The sequence below is a fragment of the Crossiella sp. S99.2 genome (assembly GCF_023094165.1).
In the GTDB taxonomy this organism is placed as follows: Bacteria; Actinomycetota; Actinomycetes; order Mycobacteriales; family Pseudonocardiaceae; genus Crossiella.
Window position 1 is genome coordinate 647,536 of sequence record NZ_JALMDK010000001.1, and the last position, 14,933, is coordinate 662,468.

The following is a 14,933-nucleotide window of genomic DNA, read 5'->3' on the forward strand; positions in this document are numbered from 1 at the left end:
CTTTGCTACTCGTGCCCGACTTGCGTCGGGCCGCTCCGCGTGCCTGAGAGGCGCAGCCCGTGTGTCGCAGCCGGGCTGACTTCCAGGTGACACGCGCGGAATCCTCCCAATCCCAGTGGGACGTCTCAGGTGGAAATGGGGCGCGGTATCGGGCGACACGCCCGACCTCGGGTTACGGAGGAGCCCCGCAGAACCCCGGACACATCAGAGGCGAACAGAGAAAGACGGTCCATGCCCACGATCCAGCAACTGGTCCGCAAGGGCCGGCAGGACAAGGTCACGAAGACCAAGACCGCGGCGCTCAAGGGGAGCCCGCAGCGGCGCGGTGTGTGCACCCGCGTCTACACCACTACCCCGAAGAAGCCGAACTCGGCGCTGCGCAAGGTCGCTCGCGTCAAGCTGTCCAGCCAGATCGAGGTCACGGCGTACATCCCTGGTGAGGGCCACAACCTGCAGGAGCACTCGATGGTGCTCGTGCGCGGCGGTCGTGTGAAGGACCTCCCCGGCGTTCGCTACAAGATCGTGCGCGGTTCGCTCGACACGCAGGGCGTGAAGAACCGTAAGCAGGCTCGCAGCCGGTACGGCGCGAAGAAGGAGAAGAGCTAATGCCTCGCAAGGGTCCTGCCCCCAAGCGGCCGCTGATCTCCGACCCGGTCTACAGCTCCCCCCTGGTCACCCAGCTGATCAACAAGGTGCTTGTCGACGGCAAGCGGTCGGTCGCGGAGAAGATCGTGTACAAGGCGCTCGAGGGCGCCCGCGAGAAGAACAGCGCCGACCCGGTTGTCACGCTCAAGCGCGCGCTCGACAACGTGAAGCCGACGATCGAGGTCAAGAGCCGTCGGGTGGGTGGCGCCACCTACCAGGTTCCGATCGAGGTCAAGCCCGGCCGGAGCACCACTCTCGCGCTCCGCTGGCTGGTGAGCTTCTCCCGCCAGCGCCGCGAGAAGACCATGGTCGAGCGCCTGATGAACGAGCTGCTCGACGCCAGCAACGGTCTCGGGGCGAGCGTCAAGCGCCGCGAGGACACGCACAAGATGGCCGAGTCCAACAAGGCCTTCGCGCACTACCGCTGGTGATGACGTGGCGGATGGGGCCTACTCGGCGCCATCCGCCTTCCCGCGCTTGACAACGCGCGCCTCACGCAATCAGGAAACGAGGAAGACCCGTGGCACGCGACGTGCTGACTGACCTGGCCAAGGTCCGCAACATCGGGATCATGGCCCACATCGACGCGGGCAAGACCACCACGACCGAGCGCGTCCTGTACTACACCGGTGAGAACTACAAGATCGGTGAAGTGCACGACGGTGCGGCGACGATGGACTGGATGGAGGAGGAGCAGAAGCGCGGCATCACGATCACCTCCGCCGCGACCACCTGCTTCTGGAACGACCACCAGATCAACATCATCGACACGCCGGGTCACGTCGACTTCACCGTCGAGGTGGAGCGGTCGCTGCGCGTCCTGGACGGCGCCGTCGCGGTCTTCGACGGCAAGGAAGGCGTCGAGCCCCAGTCCGAGACTGTGTGGCGCCAGGCCGACAAGTACGACGTGCCCCGTGTCTGCTTCGTCAACAAGATGGACAAGCTCGGTGCGGACTTCTACTTCACCGTCAAGACCATCATCGAGCGTCTCGGCGCCAAGCCGCTGGTCATCCAGCTGCCGATCGGCTCCGAGAGCGAGTTCGAGGGTGTGGTCGACCTCGTTCAGATGAAGGCCCTCACCTGGCGTGGCGACACCAAGAAGGGTGAGGACTACGCGGTCGAGGAGATCCCGGCCGACCTGGTCGAGCGCGCCGCGGAGTACCGCCTCGCGCTGGTCGAGGCCGTCGCCGAGACCGATGACGCGTTGATGGAGAAGTACCTCGACGGTGGCGAGTTCACCGTGGAGGAGATCAAGGCCGGCATCCGGCACATCACCATCAACAGCCAGGCCTACCCGGTCCTGTGTGGCTCCGCCTTCAAGAACAAGGGCGTGCAGCCGATGCTGGACGCGGTGGTGGACTACCTGCCGACCCCGCTCGACGTGCCGTCGGTCAAGGGCACGCTGCAGGACGGCGTCACCGAGGCGGTCCGTAACGCGGACGCCTCCGAGCCGTTCGCGGCGCTCGCGTTCAAGATCATGACGCACCCGTTCTTCGGCAAGCTGACCTACATCCGGGTGTACTCGGGCAAGGTGGCCGCGGGCGCGCAGCTCATCAACGCGACCAAGGACCGCAAGGAGCGTCTGGGCAAGCTCTTCCAGATGCACGCGAACAAGGAAAACCCGGTCGACGACGCCGCGGTTGGCCACATCTACGCCGTGACCGGTCTCAAGGAGACCACCACCGGCGACACGCTGGCCGACCCGCAGAAGCCGATCGTCCTTGAGTCGATGACCTTCCCGGACCCGGTCATCAAGGTCGCCATCGAGCCGAAGACCAAGGCTGACCAGGAAAAGCTGGGCATCGCGATCCAGAAGCTCGCCGAGGAAGACCCGACCTTCCAGGTCAAGCTCGACGAGGAGACCGGTCAGACGACCATCTCCGGCATGGGTGAGCTGCACCTCGAGGTGCTGGTCAACCGGATGAAGAGCGACTTCAAGGTCGAGGCGAACGTCGGCAAGCCGCAGGTCGCCTACCGCGAGACCATCCGCCGCAAGGTGGAGAAGTACTCGTACACGCACAAGAAGCAGACCGGTGGCTCTGGCCAGTTCGCCAAGGTCATCATCAACATCGAACCCCTGGACACCTCCGAGGGCGCGATGTACGAGTTCGACAACAAGGTCACCGGTGGTCGCATCCCGCGGGAGTACATCCCGTCGGTGGACCAGGGCGCGCAGGACGCCATGCAGTACGGCGTGCTCGCGGGCTACCCGCTCGTCGGTGTGAAGGTGACCCTGACGGACGGCGCCTACCACGAGGTCGACTCCTCGGAAATGGCGTTCAAGGTGGCGGGCTCCATCGCGCTGAAGGAGGCTGCCCGTCAGGCCAGCCCCGCGCTGCTTGAGCCGGTCATGGCGGTCGAGGTGACCACCCCTGAGGACTACATGGGTGAGGTCATCGGCGACCTGAACTCCCGCCGTGGGCAGATCCAGTCCATGGGCGAGCGCAGTGGTGTCCGCGTGGTCAACGCGCTGGTGCCGCTGTCGGAGATGTTCGGGTACGTGAGCGACCTGCGTTCCAAGACGCAGGGTCGCGCCAACTACTCGATGCAGTTCGACTCCTACGCCGAGGTTCCGCAGAACGTGGCGAAGGAGATCATCGCGAAGGCGACGGGGGAATGACCCCGGGAGCCGGCCCGGCCTCGATCTGAGGCCGGGCGGGCTCCAGCCGGAACCGCACGTCCCGTGCGGGCCAAAAACGGGGAGCCTTCCCCAGGGTCCGCACTCCGGCCCTGATATCGCCGGACCGACCACGATCAGTTGGCACGGCGGCAAGACAAGAAGTCCAGGAGGACAATCCAGTGGCGAAGGCGAAGTTCGAGCGGACGAAGCCGCACGTCAACATCGGAACCATCGGTCACATTGACCACGGGAAGACCACGCTGACCGCGGCCATCTCGAAGGTTCTGCACGACAAGTACCCGGACCTGAACCCCTTCACGCCGTTCGACCAGATCGACAAGGCGCCGGAGGAGAAGCAGCGCGGTATCACCATCTCGATCGCGCACATCGAGTACCAGACCGAGAAGCGCCACTACGCGCACGTGGACTGCCCGGGTCACGCGGACTACATCAAGAACATGATCACCGGTGCCGCGCAGATGGACGGCGCGATCCTGGTGGTGGCCGCGACTGACGGCCCGATGCCGCAGACCAAGGAGCACGTGCTGCTGGCCCGCCAGGTCGGTGTGCCGTACATCGTGGTCGCCCTGAACAAGGCCGACATGGTGGACGACGAGGAGATCCTGGAGCTCGTTGAGCTCGAGGTGCGCGAGCTGCTCTCCGAGTACGAGTTCCCGGGCGACGACCTCCCCGTGGTCCGCGTCTCCGCGCTGAAGGCGCTGGAGGGCGACAAGGAGTGGGGCGAGAAGCTCATCGGGCTCATGGACGCGGTGGACGAGTCCATCCCGCAGCCGGAGCGCGAGATCGACAAGCCGTTCCTCATGCCCGTCGAGGACGTCTTCACCATCACCGGCCGCGGCACCGTGGTGACCGGTCGTGTTGAGCGTGGCGTCGTCAACGTCAACGAGGAGGTGGAGATCGTCGGCATCAAGGAGAAGTCGGCGAAGACCACCGTCACCGGTGTCGAGATGTTCCGCAAGCTGCTGGACCAGGGCCAGGCCGGTGACAACGTCGGTCTGCTCGTCCGCGGCATCAAGCGCGAGGACGTCGAGCGCGGCCAGGTCATCTGCAAGCCGGGTTCGGTCACCCCGCACACCGAGTTCGAGGCGACCTCCTACATCCTGTCCAAGGACGAGGGTGGCCGGCACACGCCGTTCTTCAACAACTACCGTCCGCAGTTCTACTTCCGGACCACGGACGTGACCGGCGTGGTGACCCTCCCCGAGGGCACCGAGATGGTCATGCCGGGCGACAACACCTCCATGACGGTCGCGCTGATCCAGCCGATCGCCATGGAGGAGGGCCTGCGCTTCGCCATCCGCGAGGGTGGCCGGACCGTCGGCGCCGGCCAGGTTACCAAGATCATCAAGTGATGTCCGGGGGAGAGGTGGCGTGAGCTGCCTCTCCCCGTCACGGCCCCGATTTGGATCGCCATACCTCGGTGTGGCATTCTGTACGGGTTGCTCGTTGGGGCGGCCAGGCAAGGGTAAATCGTCTGGCCGCCCCACCACGAGTAGTCCCGCGTTCGTGAGGCTTAGCTGCTTTGCGTACGTAGCCAGGACAGTAGGACCCGGGCCCGTCAGGGCCCATCCCACAGGTTCAAGTCAGTGGGACCGGTCTGTGCCTCGCGGCGCGACACGCCCGACCGCGTGGACCGGGAACCGTGACATCTCAACAGAGGCGGCGCCTGGCGCGGCCGAGACCCCAGAGCGGGCCAAGGCACAGCTGGCCAGCACCGCAGCGGTACGAGAAGAGGAACGGCAAGCCACCATGGCGGGACAAAAGATCCGCATCCGGCTCAAGGCCTACGACCACGAGGCGATCGACGCGTCCGCACGCAAGATCGTGGAAACCGTGACGCGCACCGGCGCTCGCGTGGTCGGGCCGGTGCCGCTGCCCACGGAGAAAAACGTCTACTGCGTCATCCGCTCCCCGCACAAGTACAAGGACTCGCGGGAGCACTTCGAGATGCGCACCCACAAGCGTCTGATCGACATCCTCGACCCCACGCCGAAGACGGTGGACGCGCTCATGCGCATCGACCTGCCGGCGAGCGTCGACGTCAACATCCAGTAATAGCCGGACGCACCGTTCGATTTTTGGGGCGAGGAAGTAACGAGACCCATGTCTGACAGGCAGATCAAGGGGATTCTGGGCACCAAGCTCGGTATGACCCAGGTCTTCGACGAGAACAACCGGATCGTTCCGGTTACCGTCGTGAAGGCCGGGCCGTGCGTGGTGACTCAGGTCCGTACGCAGGAGAATGACGGCTACTCGGCCGTCCAGCTGGCATTCGGCGCGATTGACCCTCGCAAGGTCAACAAGCCGGAGAGCGGCCACTTCAGCAAGGCCGGCGTGACTCCGCGCCGCCACCTGGTCGAGGTGCGCACCCAGGACGCCGCCGAGTACGAGGTCGGCCAGGAGATCACCGCTGAGCTGTTCGAGGCCGGCGCCGTGGTCGACGTGGTCGGCACCAGCAAGGGCAAGGGCTACGCGGGTGTCATGAAGCGGCACGGCTTCGCTGGCCTCGGCGCTTCCCACGGCACTCAGGCCAAGCACCGCTCGCCCGGCTCGATCGGTGGCTGCGCCACCCCGGGTCGCGTGTTCAAGGGCGTGCGCATGGCCGGCCGGATGGGCAGCGCTCGCGTGACCACCCAGAACCTGACCGTGCACCGCATCGAGGCCGAGGCCGGCCTGCTGCTCATCAAGGGCGCCGTTCCCGGCCCCAAGGGTGGACTGGTGCTGGTCAAGACGGCCGCGAAGGGTGGTGCGTGATGACCACGAGCGTTGACGTCCGGACTCCGGACGGCAAGACCGACGGCACCATCGAGCTGCCCGCGGAGCTGTTCGACGTTCAGGCGAACATCCCGCTGATGCACCAGGTCGTGATCGCGCAGCTGGCCGCCAAGCGGCAGGGCACGCACAGCACCAAGACGCGTGCCGAGGTCTCCGGCGGTGGCAAGAAGCCGTACCGGCAGAAGGGCACCGGCCGCGCCCGTCAGGGTTCGACCCGGTCGCCGCAGTTCTCCGGTGGTGGCGTCTCGCACGGCCCGAAGCCGCGGGACTACTCGCAGCGGACGCCCAAGAAGATGAAGGTCGCCGCTCTTCGTGGCGCCCTCTCCGACCGGGTGCGCAACGGCCGGCTGCACGTGCTGACCTCCCTGGTCGAGGGTGACACCCCGTCGACCAAGGGCGCTCGCCGCATCATCGAGTCCATCAGCACCGGCAAGCGCACGCTTGTCGTGGTGACTCGCGCGGACGAGCTGACCTGGGTCAGCCTGCGCAACCTGGACAACGTGCACGTGCTCGTGCAGGACCAGCTGAACACCTACGACGTGCTCGTCAACGACGACGTGGTGTTCACCAGGGACGCACTGGCGCTCTACATCGCCGGTCCGACCTCGGGCCACTCGGTCAAGGCCAGCGCTCGCGCCAGCGAGGTTGTCGCAGAGGAGGGTGACAAGTGATCCCCGATTACCGCGACATCCTGCTCGCTCCGGTGATCTCGGAGAAGAGCTACGGGCTGCTCGAAGAGGGTAAGTACACCTTCATCGTGTCTCCCGACGCCAACAAGACCGAGATCAAGATTGCTGTCGAGAAGGTCTTCGGTGTGAAGGTCGTGTCGGTGAACACGATCAACCGCCAGGGCAAGCGCAAGCGGACCCGCACCGGGTATGGCAAGCGCAAGGACACCAAGCGCGCGATTGTGACGCTGTCCGCCGAGAGCAAGGCCATCGAGATCTTCGGCGGCCCGGCCGCCTAAGGGATTGAGGACGCGTTAGAGATGGGCATCCGCAAATACAAGCCTACGACCCCGGGTCGTCGTGGCTCGAGCGTCTCGGACTTCGCCGAGATCACTCGTTCCACCCCGGAAAAGTCGCTGATCCGCCCGCTGCACGGCCATGGCGGCCGTAACGCGCACGGCAAGATCACCACGCGGCACAAGGGCGGCGGTCACAAGCGTGCTTACCGGCTGATCGACTTCCGCCGGGCGGACAAGGACGGCGTGCCGGCCAAGGTCGCGCACATCGAGTACGACCCCAACCGCACCGCACGCATCGCGCTGCTGCACTACGTGGACGGCGAGAAGCGCTACATCATCGCGCCGAACAACCTGCGCCAGGGCGACCCGATTGAGAACGGCCCGAAGGCCGACATCAAGCCGGGCAACAACCTGCCGCTGCGCAACATCCCGGTCGGCACCGTGATCCACGCGATCGAGCTGCGACCGGGTGGCGGCGCCAAGATCGCCCGTTCCGCGGGCGCCAGCGTTCAGCTGGTGGCCAAGGACGGTCCGTACGCCCAGCTGCGGATGCCTTCGGGCGAAATCCGCAATGTCGACGTGCGCTGCCGCGCCACCGTCGGCGAGGTGGGCAACGCCGAGCACCAGAACATCAACTGGGGCAAGGCAGGCCGCATGCGCTGGAAGGGCAAGCGCCCGACCGTCCGTGGTGTGGCCATGAACCCGGTCGACCACCCGCACGGTGGTGGTGAAGGCAAGACCTCCGGTGGTCGCCACCCGGTGAACCCCGCTGGTAAGCCCGAAGGCCGGACCCGCCGCCGCAAGGCAAGCGACCAGCTCATCGTCCGGCGTCGTCGCACCGGTAAGAAGCGCTGAGCAGGAAGGGAGTGAAGGATGCCTCGCAGCCTGAAGAAGGGCCCCTTCGTTGACGACCACCTGCTCAAGAAGGTGGACGCGCAGAACGAGGGCAACAAGAAGACGGTGATCAAGACGTGGTCCCGTCGTAGCACGATCATCCCGGACATGCTGGGTCACACCATCGCGGTGCACGACGGCCGCAAGCACGTCCCGGTGTTCGTCACCGAGTCCATGGTCGGGCACAAGCTGGGCGAATTCGCCCCTACCCGCACCTTCAAGGGCCACATCAAGGATGACCGGAAGTCGCGTCGCCGCTGACCGCGGCCAGTGACACGAACAAAGAGCAAGGGGTAACAGCAATGGGTAACGATGCCGCAGGCGTGGAGCAGCTTCCGCGCGCAGTGGCGCGGGCCCGCTACGTCCGCATGACGCCCATGAAGGTGCGTCGCGTGGTCGAGCTGATCAAGGGCCGTAACGCCCAGGACGCCCTGGCCGTGCTCCAGTTCGCGCCGCAGGCCGCAAGCGGTCCGGTGGCGAAGGTGCTCGCCAGTGCCATGGCCAACGCCGAGAACAACCTCGAACTCGACCCCGACACCCTCTGGGTGAGCGCGGCGTTCGTTGACGAGGGCCCGACCATGAAGCGGATCCAGCCGCGCGCCCAGGGGCGCACGTTCCGGATCCTCAAGCGGTCCAGCCACATCACCGTCGAGGTGGAGTCCCGTCCGAAGGTGGTCAGCAAGGCTCGTAAGTCCAGCGTGAAGGGGAGTGGCCGGTAGTGGGCCAGAAAATCAACCCGCACGGCTTCCGGCTGGGGATCACCACCGACTGGAAGTCCCGCTGGTACGCAGACAAGCAGTACGCGGAGTACGTCGCGGAGGATGTCAAGATCCGCAAGATGTTCGCCCGCGGCATGGAGCGTGCCGGTATCTCGAAGGTGGAGATCGAGCGCACCCGTGACCGGGTTCGCGTCGACATCCACACCGCTCGTCCCGGCATCGTCATCGGACGCCGTGGCGCTGAGGCCGACCGTATTCGCGGTGCGCTGGAGAAGCTCACCAAGAAGCAGGTCCAGCTGAACATCCTCGAGGTCAAGAACCCCGAGTCGGACGCCCAGCTGGTCGCCCAGATGGTCGCCGAGCAGCTGTCCAACCGCGTGTCCTTCCGGCGCGCGATGCGCAAGGGCATCCAGTCCGCCATGCGCTCGCCGCAGGTCAAGGGCATCCGGGTGCAGTGCGGTGGCCGCCTCGGCGGTGCCGAGATGTCGCGCTCGGAGTTCTACCGCGAGGGTCGCGTCCCGCTGCACACGCTGCGCGCGGACATCGACTACGGCCTCTACGAGGCGCGCACCACCTTCGGCCGGATCGGCGTGAAGGTGTGGATCTACAAGGGTGACATCATCGGCGGCCGTCGCGAGGCAGTCGCCGCCGCGGCACCGGACAACCGCGCCCCGCGGCGCGAGCGTCCGAGCCGTCGTCGCTCCGGCGCCTCGGGCACCACGCCGACCAGCACCGAGGCCGGGCGCGCCGCGGCTGAGGCCGCGACCGAGCCGGTCGACACCACCCCCGCCGCGGCCGAGGCTGGCAACAGCGCGGCTGAGAAGACGGAGGGCTGAGTCGTGCTCATCCCGCGCAGGGTCAAGCACCGCAAGCAGCACCACCCCGGTCGCTCCGGCGCCGCCAAGGGTGGCACCAGGGTCACGTTCGGCGAGTTCGGCATCCAGGCTCTGGAGCCGGCCTACGTGACCAACCGGCAGATCGAGTCCGCTCGTATCGCCATCACCCGGCACATCCGCCGTGGCGGCAAGGTCTGGATCAACATCTTCCCGGACCGTCCGCTCACCAAGAAGCCTGCCGAGACCCGCATGGGTTCCGGTAAGGGTTCGCCGGAGTACTGGGTGGCCAACGTCAAGCCGGGTCGCGTCGTCTTCGAGATGAGCTTCCCGAACGAGACCGTGGCCCGCGAGGCGCTCCGCCGCGCGATCCACAAGCTTCCGATGAAGTGCCGCATCGTCACGCGTGAGGGTGGTGAGTTCTGATGGCAGCGACGAACACCGCTTCCGAGCTGCGTGAGCTCACCAACGAGGAGCTCGTGCTGCGTCTTCGGGAGGCCAAGGAGGAGCTGTTCAACCTCCGCTTCCAGATGGCGACCGGGCAGCTCGACAACAACCGGCGTCTGCGTGCCATCCGGCACGAGATCGCCCGTATCTACACCGTGATGCGGGAACGTGAGCTGGGCCTGTCCGTCTCGCCGGACGAGGTCGCGGCATCCGCTGAAGGTGAAGGTGCAGCATGAGCGAGAATGTCGAGAGCACGGAAGACCGCAACAACCGTAAGACCCGCGAGGGCTACGTTGTCGCGGACAAGATGGACAAGACGATCGTGGTCGCGCTCGAGGACCGCAAGAAGCACCCGCTGTACGGCAAGGTCCTGCGCACCACCACCAAGGTGAAGGCGCACGACGAGGCCAACACCGCTGGTGTGGGCGACCGTGTTCTCCTGATGGAGACCCGGCCGCTGTCCGCCACCAAGCGCTGGCGGCTCGTCGAGGTCCTGGAGAAGGCCAAGTAACACCACCGCCCGGCGCGAGCGGGGCGGGACCGCGCGTGTCAGGTCGGAAATCTGGCACGCCAGTATGGGTCAAGGAGAAGGTAAGTGATTCAGCAGGAGTCGCGACTGCGCGTCGCCGACAACACGGGTGCGAAGGAAATCCTCTGCATCCGCGTTCTCGGTGGTTCAGCGCGTCGCTACGCGGGTATCGGTGACGTCATCGTCGCCACCGTCAAGGACGCGATCCCCGGCGCGAACGTGAAGAAGGGTGACGTCGTCAAGGCGGTCATCGTTCGCACGGTCAAGGAGCGCCGCCGTCCGGACGGTTCCTACATCCGGTTCGACGAGAACGCGGCCGTTCTGATCAAGAACGAGACCGAGCCCCGCGGGACCCGCATCTTCGGGCCCGTTGGCCGTGAGCTGCGGGACAAGAAGTTCATGAAGATCATCTCGCTGGCGCCGGAGGTGCTCTGACATGAAGATCAAGAAGGGCGACACGGTCGTCGTCATCGCCGGCAAGGACAAGGGCGCCAAGGGCAAGGTCATTCAGGCCTACCCGGACACCGACCGGATCCTCGTCGAAGGTGTCAACCGGATCAAGAAGCACACGCGGGTCTCGCAGACCCAGCGTGGCGCCCAGACCGGCGGCATCGTGACCCAGGAGGCCTCGATCCACGTGAGCAACGTGATGGTCGTGGACTCCGACGGCAAGCCCACCCGCGTTGGTTACCGCACCAACGACGAGGGTCGTCGCGTCCGTATCTCGCGGCGGAACGGTAAGGACATCTGATCATGACGACCGCAGAGAAGATCGCTCCGCGGCTCAAGGGCCGCTACCGCGAGGAGATCACGGGCGCGCTGCAGGAGCAGTTCGTCTACGCCAACCGGATGCAGATCCCCGGTCTGGTGAAGATCGTCGTGAACATGGGTGTCGGCGACGCCGCCCGCGACGGAAAGCTGATCGAGGGCGCCATCCGCGACCTGGCCACCATCACCGGCCAGAAGCCGGAGGTGCGCAAGGCGCGCAAGTCCATCGCGCAGTTCAAGCTCCGCGAGGGCATGCCGATCGGCGCCAAGGTCACCCTCCGCGGCGACCGCATGTGGGAGTTCCTGGACCGGCTGCTGACCATCGCGCTGCCGCGTATCCGTGACTTCCGCGGTCTGTCCCCGAAGCAGTTCGACGGCAACGGGAACTACACGTTCGGTCTGAACGAGCAGTCGATGTTCCACGAGATCGACCCCGACTCGATCGACCGCCCGCGTGGTATGGACATCACCGTCGTCACCACCGCCGGCACCGACGAGGAGGGCCGGGCGCTGCTGAAGCTCCTGGGCTTCCCGTTCAAGGAGAACTGATCCATGGCGAAGAAGGCGCTTGTCCAGAAGGCCGCGCGCAAGCCGAAGTTCAAGGTTCGGGGTTACACCCGCTGCCAGCGCTGCGGCCGTCCGCACTCGGTCTTCCGTAAGTTCGGCTTGTGCCGGGTGTGCCTCCGCGAGATGGCCCACCGGGGCGAGCTTCCCGGCGTGAGCAAGTCCTCCTGGTGATCCAGGCTTACTGGCCCACGCCCCGCTGATTTCCACTTCGCCGTAGGCCCGTGCGGGAACCCCGGCGAGAAAGGTTGACAAGGTCACCATGACGATGACCGATCCGATCGCAGACATGCTCACCCGTCTGCGCAACGCCAACTCGGCGTACCACGACCAGGTCGTGATGCCGCACTCGAAGCTGAAGGCGTCGATCGCCGACATCCTGCAGCGCGAGGGCTACATCTCCGGCCACCGGACCGAGCAGGGCGAGAAGAGCCAGCATCTCGTCGTCGAGCTCAAGTACGGCCCCAACCGTGAGCGGAGCATCGCCGGCCTCCGGCGCGTCTCCAAGCCCGGTCTGCGGGTTTACGCCAAGTCCACCAACCTGCCGAAGGTGCTCGGCGGACTGGGCGTTGCCATCATCTCCACGTCGACCGGTCTGCTGACCGACCGGCAGGCCAACAAGCAGGGTGTGGGCGGGGAAGTCCTCGCCTACGTCTGGTAAGGGAGGGGAGTACACATGTCGCGTATCGGTAAGCTCCCGATCCCCGTGCCCGCCGGTGTGGACGTCAAGATCGACGGCCCCAGCATCACCGTGAAGGGCCCCAAGGGCACTCTCGCGCACACCCTCGTCGAGCCGATCCTGGTCGAGCGGGACGAGGACGGCGTGCTCCAGGTGAAGCGCCCGAACGACGAGCGTCGCAGCCGCGCGCTGCACGGTCTGTCGCGCACCCTGGTGCACAACATGGTCGTCGGTGTGACCGCGGGCTACGAGAAGAAGCTCGAGATCCACGGCGTCGGTTACCGCGTGGCGCTGAAGGGCTCCGAGCTGGAGTTCGCGCTCGGCTACAGCCACCCGGTGAAGGTGACTCCGCCCGAGGGCATCACCTTCGTCGTCGAGTCGCCCACCCGGTTCTCGGTCGCGGGCATCGACAAGCAGCAGGTCGGCGAGGTTGCGGCGAACATCCGCAAGCTGCGCAAGCCGGACCCGTACAAGGGTAAGGGCGTGCGCTACGCGGGCGAGATCATCCGCCGCAAGGTCGGAAAGACGGGTAAGTGAGCATGAGCGAGACAGCAACCGTCAAGCGCAAGCGCGCAGGCAAGGACGTCTCCACCCTGCGTCGCGTGGCCCGTACGCGTCGGCACTTCCGGCTCCGCAAGAAGATCAGCGGAACCCCGGAGCGCCCGCGTCTGGTGGTCACCCGGTCCTCGCGGCACGTTGTCGCGCAGGTCATCGACGACCTCGCCGGTCACACCCTGGCCTCCGCCTCCACGCTGGAAGCGGACATCCGTGCGCTGGACGGCGACAAGAAGGCTCGCGCCGCCAAGGTGGGCGAGCTGGTCGCGGCCAGGGCCAAGGAAGCCGGCGTCGCCAAGGTCGTTTTCGACCGGGGTGGCTACGACTACCACGGCCGCATCGCCGCGCTGGCCGACGCCGCGCGCGAGCACGGGCTGGAGTTCTGAGAGTCATGCAGAGCACTGAAGGAAGGAACGCCTGATGCCGGGACGTACACGGCAATTCGGCGGCGGCCAGGGCGGTCCGGGTGGCCAGGGCAACGAGCGTGGCGAGCGGCGTGACCGCCGCGACCGTCGCGACTCCGGTCGTGGCGGAGCTCCCCAGGAGAAGAGCCTGCACATCGAGCGCGTGGTTGCGATCAACCGCGTCGCGAAGGTGGTCAAGGGTGGTCGTCGTTTCAGCTTCACCGCGCTGGTGATCGTGGGTGACGGCGACGGAATGGTCGGCGTCGGCTACGGCAAGGCCAAGGAAGTTCCGGCCGCCATCGCCAAGGGCGTCGAGGAGGCGAAGAAGAGCTTCTTCCGCGTCCCTCGTATCGCCGGCACCATCCCGCACCCGGTGCAGGGCGAGGACGCCGCTGGCGTCGTCCTCCTGCGTCCGGCGAGCCCCGGTACCGGTGTTATCGCCGGTGGTCCGGTGCGCGCCGTGCTGGAGTGCGTGGGTATCCACGATGTGCTGAGCAAGTCGCTGGGTAGCGACAACGCGATCAACATCGTGCGTGCCACCGTCGCCGCGCTGAAGATGCTGCAGCGCCCTGAAGAGGTCGCCGCGCGTCGTGGCCTGCCGCTGGAGGACGTTGCTCCGGCCGGCATGCTGCGGGCCCGTGCTGGACAGGGGGCCTGATCCCCATGGCCAAGCTCAAGGTCACCCAGCTGCGCAGCATTATTGGCTGCAAGCAGAACCAGCGCGACACCATTCGCACCCTGGGTCTGCGCAAGATCCGCCAGTCGGTGGTCCGCGAGGACACTCCGCAGGTTCGTGGACTCATCCACACCGTGCGGCACCTGGTGGCGGTCGAGGAGGTCGCTGACTGATGACTATCAAGCTGCACCACCTGCGTCCGGCCCCTGGCTCCAACACCCCGAAGACCCGCGTGGGTCGTGGTGAGGGTTCCAAGGGCAAGACCGCCGGTCGTGGTACCAAGGGCACCAAGGCGCGCAAGAACGTCCCCGCGCGCCTCGAGGGTGGGCAGATGCCCATCCACATGCGGCTGCCGAAGCTCAAGGGCTTCAAGAACCCCTTCCGCACCGAGTACCAGCCGGTCAACGTGACCGACCTGGCCCGGCTGTTCCCCGAGGGGGGCAGCATCGGCGTCGAGGACATCGTCAACGCCGGTCTGGTCCGTAAGGGCAAGCTGGTCAAGGTGCTCGGCAACGGGGACCTCGGCGGGGTGAAGCTCGACATCACCGCGCACAAGTTCTCGCAGAGCGCGATGGACAAGATCAACGCGGCTGGCGGCTCGGTCACCGAGCTGTGAGCTGTTAGCTCGTGGACGGGCCGGCAGGGCGACCTGCCGGCCCGTTCCTGCTTTACACGGCAAGCGGATTCGCGGATAGACGGTTGATACTCCGTTTCACCCATTCCCAAGGTCAATCCGACGGTAGGGGTGGGCACGGAGATCCCGGCTGTTAGAGTCGTCAGCACGCTTCGTACTGTGGTGGTGCGATGCGTCCCTGGACTGCGCGAGTTCGCTCGCCA

25 protein-coding genes are annotated in these 14,933 nt (G+C 66.3%); all 25 read left to right on the top strand.

Annotated elements, in window-relative coordinates:
- Window positions 1-231: 231 nt before the first annotated feature.
- The 25 genes from rpsL to rplO all read left to right on the top strand — a co-directional run bounded on the left by rpsL (window position 232) and on the right by rplO (window position 14,712).
- Window positions 232-606 carry a 30S ribosomal protein S12 gene (gene rpsL, locus MZC64_RS03170; RefSeq protein WP_086785056.1) on the top strand — a complete coding sequence of 125 codons (375 nt, stop codon included), beginning with the start codon at window positions 232-234 and terminating at the stop codon, window positions 604-606.
- Window positions 606-1,076 carry a 30S ribosomal protein S7 gene (gene rpsG / locus MZC64_RS03175; RefSeq protein ID WP_185000447.1) on the top strand — a complete coding sequence of 157 codons (471 nt, stop codon included), beginning with the start codon at window positions 606-608 and terminating at the stop codon, window positions 1,074-1,076. The genes rpsL and rpsG overlap by 1 nt, the downstream gene beginning before the upstream one ends.
- Before the next feature lie 89 nt (window positions 1,077-1,165).
- A complete protein-coding gene (fusA, locus tag MZC64_RS03180) occupies window positions 1,166-3,265 on the top strand; it encodes an elongation factor G (protein WP_247755554.1) in 2,100 nt (699 codons plus the stop codon).
- Window positions 3,266-3,444: 179 nt separating this feature from the next.
- Window positions 3,445-4,638 carry an elongation factor Tu gene (gene tuf, locus MZC64_RS03185; RefSeq protein ID WP_185000444.1) on the top strand — a complete coding sequence of 398 codons (1,194 nt, stop codon included), beginning with the start codon at window positions 3,445-3,447 and terminating at the stop codon, window positions 4,636-4,638.
- A gap of 397 nt (window positions 4,639-5,035) precedes the next feature.
- Entirely contained in the window at window positions 5,036-5,341 is a 306-nt protein-coding gene (gene rpsJ, locus MZC64_RS03190; protein WP_003938093.1) for a 30S ribosomal protein S10, read from the top strand.
- 48 nt (window positions 5,342-5,389) lie between these two features.
- The gene (gene rplC / locus MZC64_RS03195) at window positions 5,390-6,040 is read left to right on the top strand and encodes a 50S ribosomal protein L3 (RefSeq protein WP_185000442.1); all 651 of its coding nucleotides are present in this window, start codon (window positions 5,390-5,392) and stop codon (window positions 6,038-6,040) included.
- A complete protein-coding gene (rplD, locus tag MZC64_RS03200) occupies window positions 6,040-6,732 on the top strand; it encodes a 50S ribosomal protein L4 (protein WP_185000440.1) in 693 nt (230 codons plus the stop codon). Before rplC ends, rplD begins: the two co-directional genes overlap by 1 nt.
- On the top strand, window positions 6,729-7,028 hold the full coding sequence (gene rplW / locus MZC64_RS03205) for a 50S ribosomal protein L23 (protein WP_185000438.1): 300 nt from the start codon (window positions 6,729-6,731) through the stop codon (window positions 7,026-7,028). The genes rplD and rplW overlap by 4 nt, the downstream gene beginning before the upstream one ends.
- A 21-nt stretch (window positions 7,029-7,049) precedes the next feature.
- Window positions 7,050-7,883 carry a 50S ribosomal protein L2 gene (gene rplB / locus MZC64_RS03210; protein ID WP_247755555.1) on the top strand — a complete coding sequence of 278 codons (834 nt, stop codon included), beginning with the start codon at window positions 7,050-7,052 and terminating at the stop codon, window positions 7,881-7,883.
- Between the two features lie 18 nt (window positions 7,884-7,901).
- Entirely contained in the window at window positions 7,902-8,183 is a 282-nt protein-coding gene (rpsS, locus tag MZC64_RS03215) for a 30S ribosomal protein S19 (protein ID WP_086785072.1), read from the top strand.
- Between the two features lie 41 nt (window positions 8,184-8,224).
- Window positions 8,225-8,641, top strand: a complete 417-nt coding sequence (gene rplV / locus MZC64_RS03220) for a 50S ribosomal protein L22 (RefSeq protein ID WP_185000434.1) — start codon at window positions 8,225-8,227, stop codon at window positions 8,639-8,641.
- Window positions 8,641-9,477: a 30S ribosomal protein S3 gene (gene rpsC / locus MZC64_RS03225; RefSeq protein WP_185000432.1), complete on the top strand. Its 837-nt coding sequence runs from the start codon at window positions 8,641-8,643 to the stop codon at window positions 9,475-9,477. The genes rplV and rpsC overlap by 1 nt, the downstream gene beginning before the upstream one ends.
- Window positions 9,478-9,480: 3 nt before the next feature.
- Window positions 9,481-9,900, top strand: coding sequence for a 50S ribosomal protein L16 (rplP, locus tag MZC64_RS03230; RefSeq protein WP_185000430.1), 420 nt, complete (start codon window positions 9,481-9,483; stop codon window positions 9,898-9,900).
- Window positions 9,900-10,157, top strand: coding sequence for a 50S ribosomal protein L29 (gene rpmC, locus MZC64_RS03235; RefSeq protein ID WP_185000428.1), 258 nt, complete (start codon window positions 9,900-9,902; stop codon window positions 10,155-10,157). The genes rplP and rpmC overlap by 1 nt, the downstream gene beginning before the upstream one ends.
- The gene (gene rpsQ, locus MZC64_RS03240) at window positions 10,154-10,432 is read left to right on the top strand and encodes a 30S ribosomal protein S17 (RefSeq protein ID WP_247755556.1); all 279 of its coding nucleotides are present in this window, start codon (window positions 10,154-10,156) and stop codon (window positions 10,430-10,432) included. The genes rpmC and rpsQ overlap by 4 nt, the downstream gene beginning before the upstream one ends.
- An 84-nt stretch (window positions 10,433-10,516) precedes the next feature.
- Window positions 10,517-10,885 carry a 50S ribosomal protein L14 gene (gene rplN / locus MZC64_RS03245; RefSeq protein WP_185000426.1) on the top strand — a complete coding sequence of 123 codons (369 nt, stop codon included), beginning with the start codon at window positions 10,517-10,519 and terminating at the stop codon, window positions 10,883-10,885.
- Window position 10,886: 1 nt separating this feature from the next.
- Window positions 10,887-11,201: a 50S ribosomal protein L24 gene (rplX, locus tag MZC64_RS03250; RefSeq protein ID WP_247755557.1), complete on the top strand. Its 315-nt coding sequence runs from the start codon at window positions 10,887-10,889 to the stop codon at window positions 11,199-11,201.
- Window positions 11,202-11,203: 2 nt separating this feature from the next.
- Window positions 11,204-11,767: a 50S ribosomal protein L5 gene (gene rplE / locus MZC64_RS03255; protein WP_185000422.1), complete on the top strand. Its 564-nt coding sequence runs from the start codon at window positions 11,204-11,206 to the stop codon at window positions 11,765-11,767.
- 3 nt (window positions 11,768-11,770) lie between these two features.
- Window positions 11,771-11,956, top strand: a complete 186-nt coding sequence (locus tag MZC64_RS03260) for a type Z 30S ribosomal protein S14 (protein WP_185000420.1) — start codon at window positions 11,771-11,773, stop codon at window positions 11,954-11,956.
- Window positions 11,957-12,044: 88 nt separating this feature from the next.
- Window positions 12,045-12,443 (top strand): 30S ribosomal protein S8, encoded by a 399-nt coding sequence (gene rpsH, locus MZC64_RS03265; RefSeq protein WP_247755558.1) that lies wholly within the window; start codon window positions 12,045-12,047, stop codon window positions 12,441-12,443.
- A 15-nt stretch (window positions 12,444-12,458) separates the two neighbouring features.
- Entirely contained in the window at window positions 12,459-12,998 is a 540-nt protein-coding gene (gene rplF, locus MZC64_RS03270; RefSeq protein ID WP_247755559.1) for a 50S ribosomal protein L6, read from the top strand.
- The gene (rplR, locus tag MZC64_RS03275; RefSeq protein ID WP_247755560.1) at window positions 12,995-13,402 is read left to right on the top strand and encodes a 50S ribosomal protein L18; all 408 of its coding nucleotides are present in this window, start codon (window positions 12,995-12,997) and stop codon (window positions 13,400-13,402) included. Before rplF ends, rplR begins: the two co-directional genes overlap by 4 nt.
- Before the next feature lie 34 nt (window positions 13,403-13,436).
- Complete coding sequence (gene rpsE / locus MZC64_RS03280; protein ID WP_247755561.1) at window positions 13,437-14,078, top strand: 30S ribosomal protein S5; 642 nt, start codon at window positions 13,437-13,439, stop codon at window positions 14,076-14,078.
- 5 nt (window positions 14,079-14,083) lie between these two features.
- Window positions 14,084-14,269 (top strand): 50S ribosomal protein L30, encoded by a 186-nt coding sequence (gene rpmD / locus MZC64_RS03285; protein ID WP_247755562.1) that lies wholly within the window; start codon window positions 14,084-14,086, stop codon window positions 14,267-14,269.
- Window positions 14,266-14,712 (top strand): 50S ribosomal protein L15, encoded by a 447-nt coding sequence (gene rplO, locus MZC64_RS03290; RefSeq protein WP_185009984.1) that lies wholly within the window; start codon window positions 14,266-14,268, stop codon window positions 14,710-14,712. The genes rpmD and rplO overlap by 4 nt, the downstream gene beginning before the upstream one ends.
- Window positions 14,713-14,933 lie beyond the last annotated feature (221 nt).

Coding starts and splice junctions, on each gene's coding strand:
- rpsL (WP_086785056.1), top strand. CDS start 232: ATGCCCACGATCCAGCAACTGGTCCGCAAGGGCCGGCAGGACAAGGTC.
- rpsJ (WP_003938093.1), top strand. CDS start 5,036: ATGGCGGGACAAAAGATCCGCATCCGGCTCAAGGCCTACGACCACGAG.
- rpsH (WP_247755558.1), top strand. CDS start 12,045: ATGACGATGACCGATCCGATCGCAGACATGCTCACCCGTCTGCGCAAC.
- rplX (WP_247755557.1), top strand. CDS start 10,887: ATGAAGATCAAGAAGGGCGACACGGTCGTCGTCATCGCCGGCAAGGAC.
- rpmC (WP_185000428.1), top strand. CDS start 9,900: ATGGCAGCGACGAACACCGCTTCCGAGCTGCGTGAGCTCACCAACGAG.
- MZC64_RS03260 (WP_185000420.1), top strand. CDS start 11,771: ATGGCGAAGAAGGCGCTTGTCCAGAAGGCCGCGCGCAAGCCGAAGTTC.
- rpsQ (WP_247755556.1), top strand. CDS start 10,154: ATGAGCGAGAATGTCGAGAGCACGGAAGACCGCAACAACCGTAAGACC.
- rplB (WP_247755555.1), top strand. CDS start 7,050: ATGGGCATCCGCAAATACAAGCCTACGACCCCGGGTCGTCGTGGCTCG.
- rpsS (WP_086785072.1), top strand. CDS start 7,902: ATGCCTCGCAGCCTGAAGAAGGGCCCCTTCGTTGACGACCACCTGCTC.
- rplE (WP_185000422.1), top strand. CDS start 11,204: ATGACGACCGCAGAGAAGATCGCTCCGCGGCTCAAGGGCCGCTACCGC.
- rpsE (WP_247755561.1), top strand. CDS start 13,437: ATGCCGGGACGTACACGGCAATTCGGCGGCGGCCAGGGCGGTCCGGGT.
- rplD (WP_185000440.1), top strand. CDS start 6,040: ATGACCACGAGCGTTGACGTCCGGACTCCGGACGGCAAGACCGACGGC.
- rpmD (WP_247755562.1), top strand. CDS start 14,084: ATGGCCAAGCTCAAGGTCACCCAGCTGCGCAGCATTATTGGCTGCAAG.
- rpsG (WP_185000447.1), top strand. CDS start 606: ATGCCTCGCAAGGGTCCTGCCCCCAAGCGGCCGCTGATCTCCGACCCG.
- rplV (WP_185000434.1), top strand. CDS start 8,225: ATGGGTAACGATGCCGCAGGCGTGGAGCAGCTTCCGCGCGCAGTGGCG.
- rplF (WP_247755559.1), top strand. CDS start 12,459: ATGTCGCGTATCGGTAAGCTCCCGATCCCCGTGCCCGCCGGTGTGGAC.
- rplC (WP_185000442.1), top strand. CDS start 5,390: ATGTCTGACAGGCAGATCAAGGGGATTCTGGGCACCAAGCTCGGTATG.